The sequence below is a fragment of the Streptomyces sp. NPDC058955 genome (assembly GCF_042741435.1).
GTDB lineage: Bacteria > Actinomycetota > Actinomycetes > Streptomycetales > Streptomycetaceae > Streptomyces.
In genome coordinates, this window is record NZ_JBHYKM010000005.1 from 1 (window position 1) to 19,178 (window position 19,178).

Here is a 19,178-nt window from a genome sequence, read left to right on the forward strand (position 1 = left end):
GTGGTGCCATCTATATATTTTTTATAAGACACCCCCCCCCCCCCACCACCGCCCCGCCCCCCCCCCCCCCCCTTCGCCGTACCGTCCTAGAACAGCCGCAGCTTGTCGTCCTCGATGCCGCGCAGGGCGTCGTAGTCGAGCACCACGCAGTCGATCCCGCGGTCCGTCGCGAGGACCCGCGCCTGCGGCTTGATCTCCTGGGCGGCGAAGATGCCCTTCACCGGGGCGAGGTGCGGGTCGCGGTTGAGCAGCTCCAGGTAACGGGTCAGCTGCTCGACGCCGTCGATCTCGCCGCGCCGCTTGATCTCGACCGCGACCGTGGCGCCGTCCGCGTCCCGGCAGAGGATGTCGACCGGGCCGATCGCCGTCGGGTACTCGCGGCGGACCAGCGTCCAGCCCTCGCCGAGCGTCTCGATGCGGTCGGCGAGCAGCTCCTGGAGGTGCGCCTCGACGCCGTCCTTGATCAGGCCCGGGTCCACGCCCAGTTCGTGGGACGAGTCGTGGAGGATCTCCTCCATCGTGATGATCAGTTTCTCGCCCGCTTTGTTGACCACGGTCCAGACGCCGGCCTCACCGTCGGCCCCCTCCTTCAGGGTGCACGGCGGCGACATCCAGTTGAGCGGTTTGTACGCCCGGTCGTCCGCGTGGATCGAGACGCTGCCGTCTGCCTTGATCAGGATCAGACGGGGCGCGGAGGGCAGATGGGCCGTGAGCCGGCCCGCGTAGTCCACGGAGCAACGGGCAATGACGAGACGCATGGTCGCCAACGCTACAAGAGGAGCGCCCTTCTACGCGATTCGGGCACCCGAGTGAGACGAACACCCGTCGGTTATCGGCCTGTTGTGTGCCCAATCGCCTGGTGCGGGCCGGACCGCGCGCTTACCGTGGAAGCTGGAGGTCGTCGTCCGTGCACGCTGCGTGGCGTACGTCGGCCCTCGACCCTGCCCGCACAGACCCCGTCCGCGGGGTCGCGAGAGGAGAACCCATGTCGCTCGACGTCTCACCGGCACTGTTGGAACAGGCCGAGCGAGGCGAGGTCGACGAAGCCGCCTTCGTCGACTGCGTCCGGACCTCCCTGCCCTTCGCGTGGGAGATGATCAGTTCTCTGGTGGCCCAGCTGGAGGTGGAAGGCGGCGAGTTCGCCGACAACCAGACGCCGCCGCCGAACGAGCAGGCACGTGGTCAGCTGCTGCGCGCGCTGGCGAGCGACGCGATCCGCGGGGCGCTCCAGCGTCACTTCGGGGTGCGTCTGGCCTTCCAGAACTGCCACCGGGTGGCGGTCTTCCCGCTGGACCCGGCGGTGGACGACCGGCTCGCCCGCTTCACCTCGATCCGGGGCCAGCTGCTCAACCAGTCGCCGGAACTCCGCGACTGCTGAGCCCGGCCGTCGTCACCGGGATCGGCCGGGACTCGTACGCCGCCGCTCCGCGTCGCGGGAGCCGCGAGCGGTGCGTGCCGACACGCACCGTCCCGCGGGGACGCCGGAGCGGCGGCGGGTCCCGTTCCTCAGCACAGCCGGGGAAGGACCTCGGCGCCGAGCCGCCGCAGGTTCTCCTCGGTGCCGGCGAGATCGCCGGAGCCCTCGGCGAGCAGGGCGAAGCGGGTGATGCCGGTGCGCTCCGCGGTCGCCGCCAGCCGGTCGGCCGCCAGGGCCGGGGTGCCGACCGGGTGCAGCGAGCAGAGCAGCTCGGTGTACGCCACCGGGTCCCGCATCGCCCGGTGCCGGCCGTCCACCGTCACATGCGCGTCGAGCCCCTGCTTCAGCCAGCCCGGCATCGCCTTCACCAGGGTCTCCGCCGCCTCCTGGGTGCGGTCCGCGAGCTGCACCACGCCCGCGGAGACGTGCCCGGCGCCGATCCGCGCGATCTCGTCCGGATCCCGCCCGGCCTCCCGCGCCCAGCGGGCCCAGGCCGTGACCATCTCCGCCTTGTCCTCGTCGCCGCAGTGCATGCCGAGGAGCATCGGCAGCCCGCGCTCGGCCGCCAGCCGCACGCTCTTCTGCGAGGTGCAGGCGACGACGACCTCCGGCGACGGCTCGCCGCCGATCAGCTCGCCGGCCCGGGGCACCACGGCCACCTCACGGAAGGAGAATCGTTCTCCCTCGGCGCCCACCCGGGCGTCGGCGAGCCAGCGCAGCAACAGGTCGAGCGCCTCCGGGAAGCCGCGCTCGTACGCCTCCAGACCCGCGCCGAACACCTCCAGGTCCACCCAGGGCCCGCCGCGGCCCACCCCGAGGGTGAATCTGCCGCCCGAGGCGATGTGCAGCAGCGCCGCCTGCTCGCCCAGGGCGACCGGGTGGACCGTCGGCAGCACGCTCACCGCCGTGCCGACCCGCAGCCGCCGGGTGCGGCCGAGCATCAGCGCCGCCAGCGTCACGGCCGACGGGCAGACGCCGTACGGTACGAAGTGGTGCTCGGCCAGCCAGACCGAGTCCAGGCCCGCCTCCTCGGCCACCTCGGCGGTCCGCACCGCACGGTGCAGCGCCTCTCCCTGCCCCTGGCCCGGAAACTGAGCCGCCAGAACGAATGTCCCTACGCGCATCGCCTTCTGCCTCCTCGCGGCCGACGCGTTCACTCCCCCTCGTACGGCAACAACGTCTGACACGTGCCAAAGGCAACGGCCGAACATGAAGTTCTTGCGATTTTCGGTCCGGGCCTCCTGGCCGGGGCCCCGGACGGGAGGTCGCGGCCCGTACGCTGGGGAGAACGGTCCGTGTTCCCCGACCCCGTGAGGTGTGCTGTGTCCCCGCGTCACCACCGCTCCCGCCGCTCCGCCAAGCCGGCGGCGCAGGAGGACCGCGACGACCGGTACGGCGGCTCCCAGCGCACCGAGACCTGGCAGGGCGAGGAGTGGTACGTCCGCCTCGTCGCCGGCGCCAGCTCCCCGGGCAAGCGCTACCGTTGCCCCGGCTGCGACCAGGAGATCCCGCCGGGCGCCCCGCACGTCGTCGCCTGGCCCGAGTACGGCGGCGTCGACGACCGCCGCCACTGGCACAAGGCGTGCTGGAACGCGAAGGACCGCCGCACCACCCGGGTGCAGCGGTCCCGCAACGCGCCGAAGTACTAGGGCCCAGGGCCCCGGCTCGGACCTCAGACGTCCCGGCTGTTCAGCAGCGCGTACGCGGCGCCCAGGCCCACCGCCGTGATGCCCGTCAGGGTGAACAGCGCCTCCCAGCCCGCCGGACCGCTGTCGCTGAACGGCGGCTCCGCGGCGTACAGCGCGATCATCTGCGAGGGCACCGCGTAGGTGAACAGCGCCTCCTGGACGTCCCGCAGCCCGGGCGCGAGCATGAACATGGCCGCCACCAGCGGCAGCAGCAGCACCCCGATCATCACCGTGATCGCCCCGGCCGAGTGCCGCACCAGCGCGCCCACCGCCATCGACAGCAGGCCGAGCACCGCCAGGAAGCCGGCCGCGCCGACCGTGGCCCGCGCCCACTCGGCGCCCGTCGGCTCCGCCGCGTCGACCATCGCGACCTGCGCCGTCGCCACCGCGAACGCGACCACCAGGGTCACCGTGAAGACCAGCAGGAAGAAGACGATCGCCTTCGCCGTCAGCACCCGGGACCGGCTCGGGCACGCCGTGAGCGTGGTCCGGATCATCCCCGTGCCGAACTCGGACGAGATGGTCAGCACGCCCAGCGTGATCACACAGATCGACGCCGGCAGCATCCCGAAGAAGCCCAGCGGCAGCGCCGACTGCCCGCCCATGGTGCCGCCCTCGCTCGCGGCGACCGCGGCCACGCCCAGACCGATCACCAGCATCAGCAGGACCATGGTCCCCAGCGTCCACATGGTCGACCGGACCGAGCGGATCTTCGTCCACTCCGAGGCCAGCGCGTCCCCGAGGTGCGCCCGGCGCACCGGGATGGGGGAGACGTAGCCGTACGGCGGGGGAGGCGTCGGGGTCGGCGTCGGGGCGGTCATCGGGCGTCCTCGGTGGTGTCGCTCGGCTTCTGGAGGCTCGGCTGCGGGGCCGGCTGCGGCGCGGCCGGCGCGGCCGCGGGGGGCTGCGCGGCGGCGTACGGGTTCTGTCCGGGCGGCGGCGGGGCGTACCAGCCCTGCTGCGGCACGTCCGCCGGGAGCGGCGGCTGCGGCGGCATCCCGTACCCCGGCTGCCCGGGCTGCGGCGGCGCCTGGAGGTGGGCCAGCTTGTCGTCGGTGGAGCGGTAGTCCACGGCGCCCTGCGTCAGCCGCATGTACGCCTCCTCCAGCGACGCCTGGTGCGGGGACAGCTCCCAGAGCCGTACGTCCGCCCCGTGCGCCAGGTCGCTGATCCTCGGCAGCGGCAGGCCGGTGACGCGCAGCGCCCCGTCCGGCTCGGGGAGGACCTGGCCGCCGGCCTCGACCAGCACCCGGGACAGCTTCTCCCGGGGACCGGCCTCGCCGTCCGGGGTGCGCACCCGGGCGAAGTCCGCCGAGTTCGCCGAGATGAACTGCCTCACCGGCATGTCGGCGAGGAGCTGGCCCCGGCCGATCACGATCAGATGGTCCGCGGTCAGCGCCATCTCGCTCATCAGGTGGCTGGAGACGAAGACCGTGCGGCCCTCGGCGGCCAGCTTCTTCATCAGGTTGCGGACCCAGAGGATGCCCTCCGGGTCCAGGCCGTTGACCGGCTCGTCGAAGAGCAGCACCTGCGGGTCGCCGAGCAGCGCGGCGGCGATGCCGAGCCGCTGGCCCATGCCGAGCGAGAAGCCCTTGGAGCGGTGCTTCGCCACGTCCTGGAGGCCCACCACGCCCAGCACCTCGTCCACCCGGCGGGCCGGGATGCCGGCCAGCTGGGCCAGCGACAGGAGGTGGCTGCGGGCGCTGCGGCCGCCGTGCACGGCCTTGGCGTCGAGGAGGGCGCCGACCTGCCGGGGCGCGTTCGGCAGCTGCCGGAAGGGGTGGCCGCCGATCGTCACCTGGCCGGCCGTCGGCTCGTCCAGGCCGAGGATCATGCGCATGGTGGTCGACTTGCCGGAGCCGTTCGGGCCCAGGAAGCCGGTGACGACGCCCGGCCTCACCTGGAAGGAAAGGTTGTACACGGCCGTCTTCGCGCCGTAGCGCTTGGTCAGGCCGACTGCCTCGATCATTCTCCAGCCCCATCGACAGCTCGGTGGTGTGCGATCGGGGCAGGACGGCGCGCGGCCGGAAGGCCCCCGTACGAGTCAGGAGCTTATCCAGGCGTTGACGGTTCCCGCTCCGGAGAAGCGAGACCGAAGCGAAACCTCAGGGAGAAATCCGGGGCGCGCCCCGCGGGCGCGCCCCGCCCTCAGGCGTCCCGCCGCTTCAGCACCAGGTAGCCGCCCAGCAGCGAGGCCGCCACCCAGACCAGCATGATCCCGAGCCCGCCCCAGGGGCCGTACGGCGCCTTCTCCGAGCCCAGCGCGTCCGGCACCACCTGCATGATCTTGGAGCCGGCCTGGTCGGGGAAGTACTTGGCGACCTCCTTCGCCTTCGGCACCGCCGACAGGATCTGCGAGATCAGGAAGAAGAAGGGCACCAGGATGCCGAGCGACAGCATCGAGGAGCGGAGCATCGCCGCCACGCCCATCGAGAAGACCGCGATCAGCCCCATGTAGATCCCGCCGCCGACCACCGCCCGCAGCACGTTGTCCGCGCCGATCGTCGTCCGGTGCTCGCCGAGCAGCGCCTGGCCGAGGAAGAACGACAGGAAGCTCGTCACCAGACCGACCGCCAGGGCGAGCACCCCGGCCACCGCGATCTTGGAGAAGAGGAAGGTGGCCCGCTGGGGGACGGCGGCGAGCGAGGTGCGGATCATGCCCGAGGAGTACTCGGTCCCCACCACGAGGACGCCGAAGACCACCATCGCCAGCTGGCCGAGGACCATCCCGGAGAAGCTGACGAAGGTCGGGTCGAAGGTGGCCCGCTCCAGCTCGGACAGGTCGTCGAAGCTGGAGTTCAGGACCGCGGAGAGCGCCGCGCTCATCGCCACCGTGACGATCAGCGCGCTCGCCAGGGTCCAGATCGTCGACGAGACCGTCCGGATCTTGGTCCACTCGGACTGGAGGACCGCCGGTACCGCTGCCATGGGTCAGACCCCCTCGGTGGTCGAGCCGGACCCGGGGCCCGGCCCGGGGCCCCAGCCGGAGTTCGCGCCCCACGCGGGGCCGGGCGCGGCCGGCCCGCCGCCGCCGTGCGTGTCGGTGCCGTGCGCGTGGTACTCCACGGCGCCCGCCGTCATCTGCATGAACGCCTCCTCCAGGGAGGCGCGCTGGGCGCTCAGCTCGTGCAGCGTCAGCTGGTGCGCCGCCGCCAGCTCGCCCAGCCTCTCGGTGGTGGCGCCGTCGACCTCCAGGGTCCCGTTGCCGGCCTCGACCACCACGAATCCGTCGGCGTGGAGCACATCCCGCAGCCGTTCCTGCTGCGGAGAGCGCAGCCGGACGAAACTCCGCGAATTCCGCTGGATGAAATCGGCCATGGACATGTCGGCCAGCAGTTTTCCCTGCCCGATCACGATCAGATGATCCGCCGTCAGCGCCATTTCACTCATGAGATGACTGGAGACGAAGATCGTTCTGCCTTCCGCCGCGAGCGACTTCATCAGATTGCGGATCCAGTGAATTCCCTCGGGGTCCAGACCATTGACGGGTTCGTCGAACATCAGGATCTCGGGATCGCCGAGCAGCGCCGACGCGATGCCCAGCCGCTGCCCCATGCCCAGCGAGAAGCCCTTCGACTTCTTCCGCGCCACCGCCGTCAGACCCACCAGGTCCAGCACCTCGGCCACCCGGGCCTCCGGGATCCGGTTCGACTGCGCCAGACACAGCAGGTTGTTGTACGCCGACCGGCCCCCGTGCATCGCCTTCGCGTCGAGCAGCGCCCCGATGTACTTCAGCGGCTCGGCCAGTTCGCGGTAGTGCCGGCCGTCGATCCGCACCGTCCCGCTCGTGGGGTTGTCGAGATCGAGCACCATCCGCATCGTGGTCGACTTCCCCGCCCCGTTGGGCCCCAGGAAGCCGGTGATCATGCCCGGCCGGACCTGGAAGGAGAGATGATCGACCGCCGTCTTCGTCCCGTACCGTTTCGTCAGCCCGTCAAGCTCGATCATGCGTACCAAGCTAAGGGCGCGCGAAACCCCCCGCCACCGGAGTGACGGGGGGTTCGGGGGCGCGACGGCGGGGGCCTCAGCGGGTCTGCTGGGCCGGCACGCCGGCCGAGCGCTCCTCGTCCAGCGGGGAACCGGCGGCGGCCACCGCGGCACCGGTCAGCGTGGCCAGCATCTCGCGGACGTTGGTCAGCTGCGCGTTGATGGAGTCGCGGCGGTTCGTCAGCGCGGCGAGCTCGCGCTCCGATTCCGAGCGGATCCGGTCCGCCTTGGCGTTGGCGTCGGCCACGATGTCCTCGGCCTGGCGCTGCGCGGTCTCCACCGTCTGGCGGGCCCGGCGCTCGGCGTCCGTGCGGAGCTTCTCGGCCTCCAGGCGGAGCTGCTCGGCGCGGTGCTCGATCTCGGCGAGGCGCTTCTCGGCCTTGGCCTGACGGGAGGCCAGGTCGCGCTCGGACTGCTCGCGGCGCTTGGCCAGGTTGGTCTCGAAGTCCGCGGCGGCCTGGGCGGCCTTGGCGCGGGTCTCCTCGAAGAGGGCGTCCGCCTCCTCGCGCTTCGACTGCGCGTCCTTCTGCGCCTCGGCACGCAGCGAGTTGGCCTCGCCCTGCGCCTTCTCGACGATCCGGACGCCCTCGTCCTCGGCCTTCGCCTTGCGCTCGGCCGCGAACGACTCCGCGTCGTTCCGCACCTGCTGGGCGGCCGACTCGGCCAGCTCGCGGTGCTGCTCGGCGGCGCGACGGGCCTCCTCGCGCAGGTCCTTCGCCTCCTCCTCGGCGAGACGGAGGATCTTCTCGACGCGCGCGCCGAGACCGGCGTACGACGGCTCCGCGTCGGTCACCTGCGCCTGGGCGTTCTGCGTCTCGAGGTGGAGCTCCTCGATGCGCTTCTCCAGGGAGGTGATGCGGCCCAGTGCGCTGTCACGGTCGGCGACGAGCTTGGTAATGCGGTCGTCCACCTGACCGCGGTCGTAACCACGCCGCACGAGCTCGAAGCCGAAGGGGGAGGAAGTGTCGCTCATGGGGTTCCTGTCGAATGAGACCGGTGAGGTGTTAGAGGGAATCCTAGGGGCCGAAGCGGCGTGTCATCGAGCGTATGCCCGTTTGATCTGGAGAATGTCCAGCCTTTTGAGTGGCTAGCCGTCCTGGGACTTGCCACTCGAACGAGTGGAACCCGAGGAAGCGCCCGCCTTGAGCCCGTCCTTCGTCCCCGCCGACGGAGTCTCGAAAGACTCCAACGCCTCCAGTACGTCCTGGACACGGGAGATCTCGGCATTGATGTCGGTCCGACGACGGGTCAGGGTCTCCAGCTCGCGCCGGCCCTCCTCGACCAGCCGGTCCGCCTCGGCCTCCGCCTCCACCTTGAGCCGCTCGGCCTCCGCCTTGATCCGCTCGCCCTCCGCGATCAGCGAACTCTTCTTCTGCTCCGCCTCCTTGAGCAGCGCGTCCGCCTTCCGGACGGCCGCGATGCGGACCTTGCTCGCCTCGGAACTCGCCTCCGAGACCATCTCCTTGGCCTTCTCCTCGGCCTCGGCCCGCTGCTCCTCCGCGGCCTTCACCAGCTTGTCGACGCGCTCGCCGGCCGTCTTCATCTGCTCGGCCGACTCGCGCCGCGCCCGCTCGTGCAGCTCCTCGATCTCGCCCTCGATCCGGCCGCGCAGCTCCTCGGCCCGCTCCCTTATGTCGGTCGCGTCCTTCCGCGCCCCGACCAGGAGTTCGTCCGCGTCGGTCCGCGCCTTCTCCACCAGCGCGTTGCCCTCGACGGTCGCCTCGGCGACGATCCGGTCGGCCTCCTTGCGGGCGGCGCCGACCATCGTGTCCGCCTGCGTCTCCGCCTCGGCGGTGGCGCGCAGCGCCTCCTCCCGGGCCTTGGCGATCAGCTGGTCCGCCTGCTCGGCCGCGTCCGCGCGCTTCTTCGCGCCGGCCTCGCGGGCCTCGTCCAGGGTCCGGTCCGCCTCCTCGCGGGCCTCGGAGCGCATCTGCTCGGCGGCCGCCTCGGCGTCCTCCCTGACCCGCGCCGACTCGGCACGGATCCGCTCGGCGTCCTGACGCGCCGACTCCAGCGCCTCGGCGCCCTCGGTCCGCAGCCGCTCGGCCTCCCCGGCCGCGTCCGCGATCGTCCGCTCCGCCTCGGCCCGGGCGTCGGCGGTCACCGAGTCCGCCAGCTCGCCGGCCTCGTCGGTGATCCGGCCGGCCTCCGCCGTCGCCTCGCCGACCAGGGCGTCGGCCTGCTCGGCCGCGTCCTGACGGCGCTTGTCCGCGGCCTGCCGGGCCTCGTCCAGGATCTGCTCGGCGTCGGCCAGGGCCGCGGTCCGCAGCGCCTGGGCGTGCGCCTCGCCGTCCGTCTTGACCTGCTCGGCCTCGGTCCGCAGCCGGGCCGCGTCCCGCTCGGTGGTCTCCCACAGCTCGGCCGCCTCGGCGGTGATCCGCTCGGCCTCGGCGGTGGCCTCGCCGACGAGGGTGTCGGCCTGTTCGGCGGCGTCCTGGCGGCGCTTGTCGGCGGCCTGGCGGGCCTCGTCGAGGACCCGCTCGGCCTCCGCGCCGATCCGCTCGGCCTCGGCGGTGGCCTCGCCGACGAGGGTGTCGGCCTGTTCGGCGGCGTCCTGGCGGCGCTTGTCGGCGGCCTGCCGGGCCTCGTCGAGGACCCGCTCGGCCTCCGCGCCGATCCGCTCCGCCTCGGCCGTCGCCTCGCCGACCACGCCCTCGGCCTTCTCGGCCGCCTCCGAACGGATCCGGTTGGCGTCGTCCCGGGCGTCCGCCCGGGTGCGGGCCGCGTCCTGCTCGGCCGACGCCAGCGCGTCCGTCGCCTCGGTCCGCACCCGCTGCGCGTACTCGGCGGTGTCCGTACGGAGCTTCTCCGCCTCCGCGATCGCGTCCCCGACCGTCCGCTCCGCCAGCGCCTTCGCCGCGTCGGACTCCTCCTGGGCACGCGCGCGCGTGCGGGCCGCGTCCTCCGACGCCCGCTCCCGCTCCTCGTACGCGTCGGCGCGGACCCGGTCCGCCTCCTCCTGCGCCTCGGTCCGGGTCCGCTCCGCCGCGTGCTCCGCGGCCGAGCGCAGCCCGGCGATCTCCTCCTCGGCCTGCTCGCGCAGCCCGGCGACCGAGTCGCGGACCTCCTGCGCGGTCTGTTCGGCCGCGCCGACCATCTCGGTCGCCCGCGCGTCCGCCTCCTCGACCAGGCGCTGCGCCTCGGCCTGCGCCTCCTCCACCCGCTTGCGGGCGGCGGCGAGAAGCTCCTCGGACTGCTCGCGGGCGTGCTCCCGCTCCCGGCCGGCCTCGGAACGGGCCGACTCCAGCGTCTCCTCGGCCTCCCGGCGGCGCCGGACGGCCTCCTCCTGCGCGGCGGCCAGCGCCTCGGCCGCCTCGGCGGCGACCCGCTCGGCGGCGGCCGCGGCCTCGGCCCGCACCCGGTCGGCGGTCTCCTGGGCCTCCGACCGCAGCCGCTCGGCCTCGGTCTCCGCCTCGGAGGTCAGCCGCTGCGCGGTCGCCTCGGCCTCGGCGCGGGACGCCGACGCGTCCGCGGCGGCCTCCGCCCGCAGCCGCTCGGCCTCCTGCTCGGCCTGCTCCCGCAGCACCCTGATCCGCTCGGCGCCCTCGGTCCGCAGCCGCTCGGTCTCCTCGGCGGCCTCCCGCCGGATCCGCTCGCCCTCCGCGCGGGCGTCGGTCAGCTCCTGCCCGGCCGCGGCCACCTTCGCCTCGGCGTCGGTGTGCAGCCGGGTCAGCTCCTCGGCGGCCTCGGCCCGCCGGGCCTCGGCGGCCCGCTCGGCGTCCGCGCGCAGCTCGGCGGCGGCCTTCTCGGCCGACTCCCGCACCGACTCGGCCTGCTCCTCGGACTCGGCGCGCAGCCGCTCCGCCTCGGCGCGGGTCCGCTCCAGGGTCTCCTCGGCCTGGGTCCGGAGCGTCTGGGCGCGCTCCATCGCCTCCGACTTGACCTTCTCGCTCTCCGCGCCGGCGTTGGCGCGCAGCTCGTCGGCGTCGCCCCTCGCCTTGGCCAGCAGCTCCTCGGCGGTCTTCGCCGCCTCCTCGATCTGCTGGACGGCCTCGCGGCGGGCCTCGCCGCGGATCCGCTCGCCCTCGGCGATGGCCTCGGCGCGCAGCTGCTCGGCCTCGCCGCGCAGCCGCCGCGCCTCCTCCTGGAGCTCGACGGTCTTGGCCCGGTACTCCTTGGTGTCGTCCTTCGCCGAGCCGAGCAGCTCGTCGGCCTGCTCCTCGGCGCGGGAGCGCAGCCGGTCGGCCTCGGTCTCGGCCTCGCGGCGGATCCGCTCGGCCTCCTCGGACGCCTTGCGGGTGGTCTCGGCGGCGTCCTCGGACGCCTTGCTGAGGATCTCCTCGGCGCTGCGGGCGGCCTTGGCGAGCGCGGCGGCCGAGTCCTCGGCGGCGCTGGCGCGGGCCTTCTCGGTGGCCTCGGCCAGGACCTTCTCGGAGTGCGCGGTGGCCTCGCGGAGCTTCTCCTCGGCCTCGGCCTTGAGCTGCTCCGCCTTCTCGGTGGCCTCGCCGACCAGCCGGGCGATCTCGGACTTGGCGGTGCGGGTGCGCTGCTCATTGACGGAGTCGGCGGAGGCGAGCGTCTTCGCGGCGGCGTCCTTGGCCTCCGCGAGCGCCTTGTCGGCCTCGGCGCGGGCCTGCCGCAGCTTCTCGTCGGCCTCCTGCATCCGCTGCTCGGCGGCGCGGGTCAGCTCGGTGGCCTGGCGGCGGGCCTGGTCGGTCTCGGCGACGGCGGTGGTCCGCAGCTGCTCGGCGTGGCCGGTGGCCTCCTGGGCCTGGGTGGAGGCGGTGGTCATCAGCCGCTCGGCGTCCTTGCGGGCGCGCAGCAGAATCGCTTCCGCCTCGGCGCGGGCGGCCTCCGCCTCGGCGCCGACGCGGCGGCCGGTCTCCTCGGTGAGGCGGGCGGCCTCGGCGCGGGCGGCGGTGAGCGCCTGCTCGGCCTCGGCGCGGGCCTCGTCCATCAGCCGGCGGGCCTGGGACTCGGTGCGGGCGCGCAGCTGCTCGGCCCAGGCCACGTTCTCGTTGACGTGCGCCTCGACGGTCTGGCGGCGCTCGTTCAGCTCCTGGTCGAGCTGCTGGCGGCGCTGGACGGCCTCGTTGTGCAGCTCGGCCTGGAGCCGGGCCTGGTGCTCGGCGTGCTCCTGGAGGATCCGCTGGGTCTGCGCCCGGGCCTCGCGCAGCTCCCGCTCGGCGTCCTGGCGGAGCTGTTCGGCCTGCGCCTGCGCGTTCCGCAGCAACTGCTCGGCCTGGTAGCCGATGTCCGCGCTGTCGTAGGCGGGCCGGGACGCGATGGTGCGCCGCGCCTCGTGGAGCTTGGCACGCAAGACCTCGACCTGGTATCCGAGGTCCTCGGCGTGCTGGACGGCCTTCTCTCGCTCCTTCTTCAGCCGGTCCATCTCGGCTTCGAACCGCGAGAGATGGTCGTCTTCAGCTCGGTGGCTCTCCTGGCGTTCGTAGCCCCGCACTGCGCGGTCCATCCTTCCCCGAGCTCTGCGAGCAGGGGAGACCCCAACCCGGTCGCAACTTTCCGACGAGCACCGTTCACTGGGCAGAACGGCCCCCCGGGGAATCGTGGCAGATCGGACGACCCCGACATCCCGACTACGGCGCCGCGCGAAGCGGCCCCGACCGGCCCCGGCCCGGAGTCGCCCACTCTACCGGGCCGGGAATACGGAGGTCAGTGCTCCGCTGAGGAGTGGTCAGCGGAAGCCGGTGCCGAGGTGACGAGTTCGGTCAGGACGCCGTGGCAGTCCTTGGGGTGGAGGAAGGTGATCCGGGAGCCCATCGAGCCGGTCCGGGGCTCGTCGTACAGCACCCGCACGCCCTTGGAGCGGATGGCCTCGGCGTCCCCGTCGACGTCCGCCGTGCCGAAGGCGATGTGGTGGACGCCCTCGCCGTTCTTGGCCAGCCACTTGCCGACCGCGGAGTCCTCGCGGGTGGGCTCCAGGAGCTGGAGGTAGGAGGCGCCGCCGTCGTCCGTGGCGTTGATCCTCAGCATGGCCTCGCGGACGCCCTGCTCCTCGTTGACCTCGGAGTGGTAGACCTCGAAGCCGTACGTGGCACGGTAGAACTCGACGGTCCTGTCCAGGTCGAAGCAGGCGATCCCGATGTGGTCGATACGCGTCAGCATGGCTCCAGTGCACCGCCGCGGGGTCGGTTACGCAACGTGCGCGCCGTCACACCGGCCGGGCGGTGACCCGGCGCCGCACCGCTCAGTACATTGGCGGTAAACCCTCGTTCACTCCTCATCCCAAGGGGCCGTGCCTCATGTCTGGAACGACCGGTACCACCTCAGTGATCGTCGCGGGCGCCCGCACGCCCATGGGTCGCCTGCTCGGCTCGCTCAAGTCCTTCTCGGGCGCCGACCTCGGCGGCTTCGCCATCAAGGCCGCGCTCGACCGGGCCGGCATCGGCGGCGACCAGGTGCAGTACGTGATCATGGGCCAGGTGCTCCAGGCGGGCGCCGGGCAGATCCCCGCCCGCCAGGCCGCCGTCAAGGCCGGCATCCCGATGAACGTCCCCGCCCTCACCATCAACAAGGTGTGTCTGTCGGGTCTGGACGCCATCGCCCTGGCCGACCAGCTGATCCGCGCGGGCGAGTTCGACGTGATCGTGGCCGGTGGCCAGGAGTCCATGACCAACGCCCCGCACCTGCTGCCGAAGTCCCGCGAGGGCTACAAGTACGGCGCGATCGAGATGCTCGACGCGATGGCGTACGACGGTCTGACCGACGCCTTCGAGAACATCGCCATGGGCGAGTCCACGGAGAAGCACAACACCCGCCTCGGCATCGACCGCGCCTCGCAGGACGAGATCGCCGCCCAGTCGCACCAGCGCGCCGCCGCCGCCCAGAAGAACGGCCTCTTCGAGGCCGAGATCACCCCGGTCGAGATCCCGCAGCGCAAGGGCGAGCCGGTGATCTTCTCGAAGGACGAGGGCGTCCGCGCCGAGACCACCGTCGAGTCCCTCGGCAAGCTCCGCCCGGCCTTCGCCAAGGACGGCACCATCACCGCCGGCACCTCCTCGCAGATCTCCGACGGCGCCGCCGCCGTGGTCGTGATGAGCAAGGCCAAGGCGGAGGAGCTGGGCCTGGAGTGGATCGCCGAGATCGGCGCCCACGGCAACGTGGCCGGCCCGGACAACTCGCTCCAGTCGCAGCCGTCCAACGCCATCCGGCACGCGCTCGAGAAGGACGGCCTGACCGTCGACGACCTCGACCTGATCGAGATCAACGAGGCGTTCGCCGCGGTCGCCGTGCAGTCCATGAAGGACCTCGGCGTGTCCCCGGAAAAGGTGAACGTCAACGGTGGCGCGATCGCGCTCGGTCACCCGATCGGCATGTCCGGCGCCCGCGTGGTGCTCCACCTGGCCCTGGAGCTGAAGCGGCGCGGCGGCGGCATCGGCGCGGCCGCGCTGTGCGGCGGCGGCGGTCAGGGCGACGCCCTGATCATCCGCGTGGCCGGCAAGTAAGTCAGCACCACGTCACAGGGAGAAACACGCATGGTGGACGTCCCCGCTCTGGTCGCCCAGGCACGGGAGGGCAGGCCGCGGGCCGTGGCCCGGCTGATCTCGCTCGTGGAGGGGGCGTCCCCGCAGCTGCGCGAGGTGATGGCGGCGCTGGCCCCGCTCACCGGCAACGCCTACGTGGTGGGCCTGACCGGCTCGCCCGGCGTCGGCAAGTCGACGTCGACCTCGGCGCTGGTGACCGCGTACCGCAAGGCCGGGAAGCGGGTCGGCGTGCTCGCCGTCGACCCGTCCTCGCCGTTCAGCGGCGGCGCGCTCCTCGGCGACCGGGTGCGGATGTCGGAGCACGCCTCCGACCCCGGCGTCTACATCCGCTCGATGGCCACCCGGGGCCACCTGGGCGGTCTCGCCTGGTCCGCCCCGCAGGCCATCAGGGTGCTCGACGCGGCCGGCTGCGACGTGATCCTGGTGGAGACCGTCGGCGTCGGCCAGTCCGAGGTGGAGATCGCCGGGCAGGCGGACACCTCGGTGGTGCTGCTCGCCCCGGGCATGGGCGACGGCATCCAGGCCGCCAAGGCGGGCATCCTGGAGATCGGCGACGTGTACGTGGTCAACAAGGCCGACCGGGACGGCGCCGACGCCACCGCCCGCGAGCTCAACCACATGCTGGGCCTCGGCGAGGCCCGCGGCCCGGGCGACTGGCGGCCGCCGATCGTGAAGACGGTCGCGGCGCGCGGCGAGGGCGTCGACGAGCTCGTGGAGGCCCTGGAGAAGCACCGGGCCTGGATGGAGGAGCACGGGGTCCTGGCGGAGCGCCGGAAGGCGCGCGCGGCCCGCGAGGTGGAGACCATCACCATCACGGCGCTGCGCGAGCGGATCGGCGACCTGCACGGGGACCGGCGGCTCGACGCGCTGGCCGAGCGGATCGCGACCGGCGCGCTCGACCCGTACGCGGCCTCCGACGAGCTCCTGGCGAGCCTGACCGGCAACTGAGCGGCCGGACCACGCGAATGCCCCCCCCACAGGCCCTGGCCCGCCCGGGGCCCCTGAGCGGCACCCGGGGTCGCGGCCTGCGCGGCGCCCGCGCTGGGGGCCGGCCCCCCCCCCCCCCCGCGCGCCCGCCCCCCCCCCCGCGCCCCGCGGGGGGGGGGCCCCCCTCCCGCCGCATCTCTGTCAGGTCACGGCTTGCCGCGCTTGCCGCGGAGCCGCTCGGCGACCGGCTTCAGCGTCTCGTGGAGGTCGCCGAGCGCCTCCGGGGTGAGCCGGTCGATGAAGTGGTCGCGGACCGACTCCACGTGGTGCGGGGCGACCTTGCGCATGGTCTCCATGCCGTGGTCGGTGAGGACGGCGTACAGACCGCGCCGGTCGGACTCGCAGTTCACCCGCTCGACCAGGCCGGCGTTCTCCATCCGGGTGATCTGGTGGGAGAGGCGGCTCTTGGACTGGAGGGTGGCGGTGGCGAGGTCGCTCATGCGGAGCCTGCGCTCGGCGGACTCCGAGAGGTTGACGAGGATCTCGTAGTCGTTCATGGTCAGGCCGAAGGGCTGGAGGTCCCGCTCCAGCTGGTGCGTCAGCATTCTCTGGACGTCGAGGAAGGTGCGCCACGCGCACTGCTCGGCGTCGGTGAGCCAGGGGGTGGCCGTCTCGGTGTCCATAGAGTGGATTCTACCTAAGAAGTTGAATACTTGACGAAATCTGCGGGGTGACGCTCGGCACCCACCGGGCCGGCCGCGCGCCCCGCGCGGCCGTTCGACGCGTCACGCTCCGCAGAGTACCGCTCACAGCCCGAAGCGCCGCTGCAGGTCTCCGAGCTGGCCGGGAAGGCGCGGCACCGCACCCTGCGCCGCCTGGCCGGAACCGTGCGCTCCGTGCCCGCCCGGGACTCCGGCCTGGGCCGGCGGGCCGCCGATCGCCCGCTCCGCCATCAGCAGCTCGGTCGACTGGAGCAGCACCGTGCCCGCGCCGACGAACTCGAACTGGTGCTCCTCGCCCGAGGAGCCCCCGATGCCGGTCAGGGCCCGCACGCCGCCCATCACGCCCGTCAGGTAGGCGTGGTCGTAATGGTGGCAGGGGGAGGGGCAGTCCGCCCAGCCGACCAGCGCCTGCGGGTCCACCCGCAGCGGCGGCTCCATGAAGACCACCGGCCCGTTGGAGGCGGCCACGAACTTGCCGGTGCCGATCAGCGTCACGAAGCCCGGCACGATCGACTGCTTCAGCGCCAGCGTCGGCTGGTAGGCCAGCAGGTTCCCCGAACGGATCGTCAGATTGCCCTCGTCCAGGTCGTACGAGTTCACGTCGAAGGCCCGGTCCGCGAGCAGCATCTTCCCGGTGCCCTCGGCCACCACCCAGTCGCTCGCGTGCAGCGGCGAGTGGAAGGCGGTCCGCACCAGCCGGTCGAGCCGCCCGTGCCCGATCCCGTTGAACTCGATCCGCCCGTAGTAGGCGATCATCTTCCCCTTCTGCAGGAACCAGGGGGAGCCCTTCAGCTCCACGCAGAAGGTGTACGCGTTGACGTTGTCGTCCGACGGCAGGGTGTGCGGATCGTGGATGACAGGGGTGCTCACAGCTTCTCCTCCGACGCCTGGACGTACACCGCACCGCTGCCGCTCAGCTCCAGCTGGAACGCCTCGCCGGAGCCGCGGCCCACCATGTCCCGCCAGCCCAGCGCCGTCGAGAGCTTGTTGCGGACGTCGCCGTGGTGGGCCACGTACGCCTGCGGGTCGACGTGGACCGGCCGGCCCGGCGTGATCGGCAGCTCGATCACCCCGCCGTGCGCCATGACCGCCACCGAGCCGTGGCCCTTGAGGGTCGTGGTGAACAGGCCCTGGCCGGTCACCTGGCCGCGGACCATGCCCATGACGCCGCCCTGCGAGCCCATGAACATGGTGCCCTGCTCCAGGGTGCCGTCGAAGGCGAGCAGCCGGTCCGCCTCCACGTAGAGCGTGTCGCCGGTCAGCGCGATCACCTGGATGTGGTGGCCGCCGTGCCCGAACATCACCGTGCCGTTGCCCTCGACCGTCATCAGCGGCGTCGCCTCGCCGGCCACCCGGCGGCCGATCATCGACATCAGGCCGCCCTGGCCGCCTGCCATGTTCGGCGTGAACGTGACGTCCCCGCGGTACGCGAGCATCGCGCCGCGCTGGCTGAAGAGGCGCTGACCGGGGATCACGGTCGCCTCGATCATCTTCGAGTTGATCTCACGGAACGGCACTAGACGTCACCCCCGATGGTGTTCCGCTCGCTCGGCTGCACGTACACGAGACCGTCGCCCTCGAAGCGGATCTGGAACGCCTCGCCGCCGCCCTCGCCGATCAGGGTGCGGAAGGTCACACCCGACTGGAAGTGCTGCTGGAGGTTGCCCTGGTGGGCGATGTACGCGCCCGGGTCGACCGACAGCGGGTACTGCGGGGTCACCCGGAGCACCGTCGCCGGACCGTCGGACATGATCGCCGCCTGCCCGGTGCCCTCCACCGTGGTGGTGAAGAGGCCGTTGCCGGTCGCGCCGCCGCGCAGCCCGGTGAAGGTGGTGCCGGTGCGCAGCCCCGCGTCGGTGCAGAGCAGGTTGCTCGCCTCCACCCACAGCTTGTCGCCGTGCAGCTGGACGAGGTTGATCTCGGAGGCCCGGTCGGCGAACCAGCAGGTCCCCTGGCCCCTGACCTCCATCACCTCCATCTGTTCCCCGGTCAGCCGCCGGGTGACCATGCCGCGCAGGCCCTCCCCGCCGCCGCTCATCTTCTTGAACGCCATCTGCCCGTCGTAGGCGACCATCGAGCCGTTCTTCGCCTTGACGGCGTCGCCGGTCATCGTCACGGCGAGCACCTTGCTGCCTTGGAGTCGGAACGTAGCCACGGGCCGAAGGTAGCGGGGACCCGGATAAAGAGACAGCAAAGTCGGCGTGCACAATGGATCCGCCCGCCCTTGTGCATCCGTTCACAAGATCCGCTCGGCAGCCTGCTCATCGGCTCGAACGAAGGTGACCCCTCCGTGGACCTCAAGACCGCTTCCTCGCTCCACCGCCTCCGGCTCGTCTCCGCACCCGAGGCCGTCTCGTTCCTGCTCCTGCTGGTCTGCTCGGTGCTGAAGCGGACCACGGACTTCAACGCGGTGCCGGTCATGGGCGCCGTCCACGGTGTGCTCTTCGTGCTGTACGTGCTCTTCTGGCTGGACGCCTGGAACCGCACCAAGTGGAGCTTCGGCACCGCGGCGGTCTACTTCGTCCTCTCCGTCCTGCCCTTCGGCGGCTTCTTCGCCGACCGCAGGCTGAAGGCCGAGGCCGAGGCGGCCGTCCTCGCCTCCCGGGGCGCCGCCGAGGCCGCCGAGGGCGCGGTGAAGGCGTGATCGTCGCGTTCTCCGTCACCCCGCTCGGTGTCGGCGAGGAGGTCGGCGAGTACGTCGCCGACGCCGTCCGGGTGGTCCGCGAGTCCGGCCTGCCGAACCGCACCGACGCGATGTTCACCAGCGTCGAGGGGGAGTGGGACGAGGTGATGGACGTGGTGAGGCGGGCGGTCGCCGCCGTCGAGGCCCGCGCCCCGCGCGTCTCCCTCGTCCTCAAGGCCGACATCCGGCCCGGCGTCACCGACGGCCTCACCGCCAAGGTCGAGACGGTCGAGCGTCACCTGGGCGCCTGAGCCCCGCCGCACCCCGAGCCCCCGGCCCTCTGGCCGGGGGCTTCTTGCTGGCCGAAGG

19 protein-coding genes are annotated in these 19,178 nt (G+C 72.7%); 6 read left to right on the forward strand and 13 right to left on the reverse strand.

Annotated elements, in window-relative coordinates; genetic code table 11:
- Positions 1–86 precede the first annotated feature (86 nt).
- Complete coding sequence (gene nucS / locus ACFW1I_RS03615; protein ID WP_031006221.1) at positions 87–758, reverse strand: endonuclease NucS; 672 nt, start codon at positions 756–758, stop codon at positions 87–89.
- Between the two features lie 227 nt (positions 759–985).
- Between nucS and ACFW1I_RS03620 the strand changes: the two genes are divergently transcribed.
- A complete protein-coding gene (locus ACFW1I_RS03620; RefSeq protein ID WP_384665681.1) occupies positions 986–1,378 on the forward strand; it encodes an SCO5389 family protein in 393 nt (130 codons plus the stop codon).
- Positions 1,379–1,506: 128 nt separating this feature from the next.
- Here the strand turns inward: ACFW1I_RS03620 and ACFW1I_RS03625 are convergent, their stop codons facing one another.
- On the reverse strand, positions 1,507–2,541 hold the full coding sequence (locus tag ACFW1I_RS03625; protein WP_384665683.1) for an LLM class flavin-dependent oxidoreductase: 1,035 nt from the start codon (positions 2,539–2,541) through the stop codon (positions 1,507–1,509).
- A gap of 198 nt (positions 2,542–2,739) precedes the next feature.
- Here ACFW1I_RS03625 and ACFW1I_RS03630 point away from each other — a divergent pair, with 198 nt between their 5' ends.
- Complete coding sequence (locus tag ACFW1I_RS03630; protein ID WP_384665685.1) at positions 2,740–3,066, forward strand: ATP/GTP-binding protein; 327 nt, start codon at positions 2,740–2,742, stop codon at positions 3,064–3,066.
- A gap of 23 nt (positions 3,067–3,089) precedes the next feature.
- Here ACFW1I_RS03630 and ACFW1I_RS03635 read toward each other — a convergent pair whose 3' ends face one another.
- The 7 genes from ACFW1I_RS03635 to mce all read right to left on the reverse strand — a co-directional run bounded on the left by ACFW1I_RS03635 (position 3,090) and on the right by mce (position 13,158).
- Positions 3,090–3,926 carry an ABC transporter permease gene (locus ACFW1I_RS03635; RefSeq protein ID WP_384665687.1) on the reverse strand — a complete coding sequence of 279 codons (837 nt, stop codon included), beginning with the start codon at positions 3,924–3,926 and terminating at the stop codon, positions 3,090–3,092.
- The gene (locus ACFW1I_RS03640; RefSeq protein WP_384665689.1) at positions 3,923–5,074 is read right to left on the reverse strand and encodes an ATP-binding cassette domain-containing protein; all 1,152 of its coding nucleotides are present in this window, start codon (positions 5,072–5,074) and stop codon (positions 3,923–3,925) included. The genes ACFW1I_RS03635 and ACFW1I_RS03640 overlap by 4 nt, the downstream gene beginning before the upstream one ends.
- A 179-nt stretch (positions 5,075–5,253) precedes the next feature.
- A complete protein-coding gene (locus ACFW1I_RS03645) occupies positions 5,254–6,033 on the reverse strand; it encodes an ABC transporter permease (RefSeq protein ID WP_384665691.1) in 780 nt (259 codons plus the stop codon).
- Positions 6,034–6,036: 3 nt separating this feature from the next.
- On the reverse strand, positions 6,037–7,053 hold the full coding sequence (locus tag ACFW1I_RS03650; protein ID WP_384665693.1) for an ABC transporter ATP-binding protein: 1,017 nt from the start codon (positions 7,051–7,053) through the stop codon (positions 6,037–6,039).
- A 76-nt stretch (positions 7,054–7,129) separates the two neighbouring features.
- Positions 7,130–8,065 carry a cellulose-binding protein gene (locus ACFW1I_RS03655; RefSeq protein WP_319009552.1) on the reverse strand — a complete coding sequence of 312 codons (936 nt, stop codon included), beginning with the start codon at positions 8,063–8,065 and terminating at the stop codon, positions 7,130–7,132.
- A gap of 114 nt (positions 8,066–8,179) precedes the next feature.
- Entirely contained in the window at positions 8,180–12,493 is a 4,314-nt protein-coding gene (gene scy, locus ACFW1I_RS03660) for a polarized growth protein Scy (RefSeq protein WP_384665885.1), read from the reverse strand.
- 212 nt (positions 12,494–12,705) lie between these two features.
- Positions 12,706–13,158, reverse strand: a complete 453-nt coding sequence (mce, locus tag ACFW1I_RS03665) for a methylmalonyl-CoA epimerase (protein ID WP_384665695.1) — start codon at positions 13,156–13,158, stop codon at positions 12,706–12,708.
- Positions 13,159–13,295: 137 nt separating this feature from the next.
- Between mce and ACFW1I_RS03670 the strand changes: the two genes are divergently transcribed.
- Together ACFW1I_RS03670 and meaB are read left to right on the forward strand one after the other, a co-directional pair.
- Positions 13,296–14,498 (forward strand): acetyl-CoA C-acetyltransferase, encoded by a 1,203-nt coding sequence (locus tag ACFW1I_RS03670; RefSeq protein ID WP_384665697.1) that lies wholly within the window; start codon positions 13,296–13,298, stop codon positions 14,496–14,498.
- Between the two features lie 30 nt (positions 14,499–14,528).
- The gene (gene meaB / locus ACFW1I_RS03675) at positions 14,529–15,485 is read left to right on the forward strand and encodes a methylmalonyl Co-A mutase-associated GTPase MeaB (protein WP_031006199.1); all 957 of its coding nucleotides are present in this window, start codon (positions 14,529–14,531) and stop codon (positions 15,483–15,485) included.
- A gap of 185 nt (positions 15,486–15,670) precedes the next feature.
- Here the strand turns inward: meaB and ACFW1I_RS03680 are convergent, their stop codons facing one another.
- The 4 genes from ACFW1I_RS03680 to ACFW1I_RS03695 form a co-directional block, all read right to left on the reverse strand.
- Positions 15,671–16,147 carry a MarR family winged helix-turn-helix transcriptional regulator gene (locus tag ACFW1I_RS03680; protein WP_384665699.1) on the reverse strand — a complete coding sequence of 159 codons (477 nt, stop codon included), beginning with the start codon at positions 16,145–16,147 and terminating at the stop codon, positions 15,671–15,673.
- 123 nt (positions 16,148–16,270) lie between these two features.
- Entirely contained in the window at positions 16,271–17,056 is a 786-nt protein-coding gene (locus tag ACFW1I_RS03685; RefSeq protein WP_319009547.1) for an AIM24 family protein, read from the reverse strand.
- Positions 17,053–17,703, reverse strand: a complete 651-nt coding sequence (locus ACFW1I_RS03690; protein WP_384665701.1) for an AIM24 family protein — start codon at positions 17,701–17,703, stop codon at positions 17,053–17,055. Before ACFW1I_RS03690 ends, ACFW1I_RS03685 begins: the two co-directional genes overlap by 4 nt.
- Positions 17,703–18,341 carry an AIM24 family protein gene (locus ACFW1I_RS03695; protein WP_319009545.1) on the reverse strand — a complete coding sequence of 213 codons (639 nt, stop codon included), beginning with the start codon at positions 18,339–18,341 and terminating at the stop codon, positions 17,703–17,705. The genes ACFW1I_RS03690 and ACFW1I_RS03695 overlap by 1 nt, the downstream gene beginning before the upstream one ends.
- Positions 18,342–18,476: 135 nt before the next feature.
- Between ACFW1I_RS03695 and ACFW1I_RS03700 the strand changes: the two genes are divergently transcribed.
- Both ACFW1I_RS03700 and ACFW1I_RS03705 read left to right on the forward strand, forming a co-directional pair.
- Positions 18,477–18,830: a DUF3817 domain-containing protein gene (locus ACFW1I_RS03700; RefSeq protein WP_384665704.1), complete on the forward strand. Its 354-nt coding sequence runs from the start codon at positions 18,477–18,479 to the stop codon at positions 18,828–18,830.
- Complete coding sequence (locus ACFW1I_RS03705) at positions 18,827–19,120, forward strand: MTH1187 family thiamine-binding protein (RefSeq protein WP_361266549.1); 294 nt, start codon at positions 18,827–18,829, stop codon at positions 19,118–19,120. The genes ACFW1I_RS03700 and ACFW1I_RS03705 overlap by 4 nt, the downstream gene beginning before the upstream one ends.
- The last annotated feature ends 58 nt before the right edge of the window (positions 19,121–19,178 follow it).

Coding starts and splice junctions, on each gene's coding strand:
- nucS (WP_031006221.1), bottom strand. CDS start 758: ATGCGTCTCGTCATTGCCCGTTGCTCCGTGGACTACGCGGGCCGGCTC.
- ACFW1I_RS03620 (WP_384665681.1), top strand. CDS start 986: ATGTCGCTCGACGTCTCACCGGCACTGTTGGAACAGGCCGAGCGAGGC.
- ACFW1I_RS03625 (WP_384665683.1), bottom strand. CDS start 2,541: ATGCGCGTAGGGACATTCGTTCTGGCGGCTCAGTTTCCGGGCCAGGGG.
- ACFW1I_RS03635 (WP_384665687.1), bottom strand. CDS start 3,926: ATGACCGCCCCGACGCCGACCCCGACGCCTCCCCCGCCGTACGGCTAC.
- ACFW1I_RS03640 (WP_384665689.1), bottom strand. CDS start 5,074: ATGATCGAGGCAGTCGGCCTGACCAAGCGCTACGGCGCGAAGACGGCC.
- ACFW1I_RS03645 (WP_384665691.1), bottom strand. CDS start 6,033: ATGGCAGCGGTACCGGCGGTCCTCCAGTCCGAGTGGACCAAGATCCGG.
- ACFW1I_RS03650 (WP_384665693.1), bottom strand. CDS start 7,053: ATGATCGAGCTTGACGGGCTGACGAAACGGTACGGGACGAAGACGGCG.
- ACFW1I_RS03655 (WP_319009552.1), bottom strand. CDS start 8,065: ATGAGCGACACTTCCTCCCCCTTCGGCTTCGAGCTCGTGCGGCGTGGT.
- mce (WP_384665695.1), bottom strand. CDS start 13,158: ATGCTGACGCGTATCGACCACATCGGGATCGCCTGCTTCGACCTGGAC.
- ACFW1I_RS03670 (WP_384665697.1), top strand. CDS start 13,296: ATGTCTGGAACGACCGGTACCACCTCAGTGATCGTCGCGGGCGCCCGC.
- meaB (WP_031006199.1), top strand. CDS start 14,529: ATGGTGGACGTCCCCGCTCTGGTCGCCCAGGCACGGGAGGGCAGGCCG.
- ACFW1I_RS03680 (WP_384665699.1), bottom strand. CDS start 16,147: ATGGACACCGAGACGGCCACCCCCTGGCTCACCGACGCCGAGCAGTGC.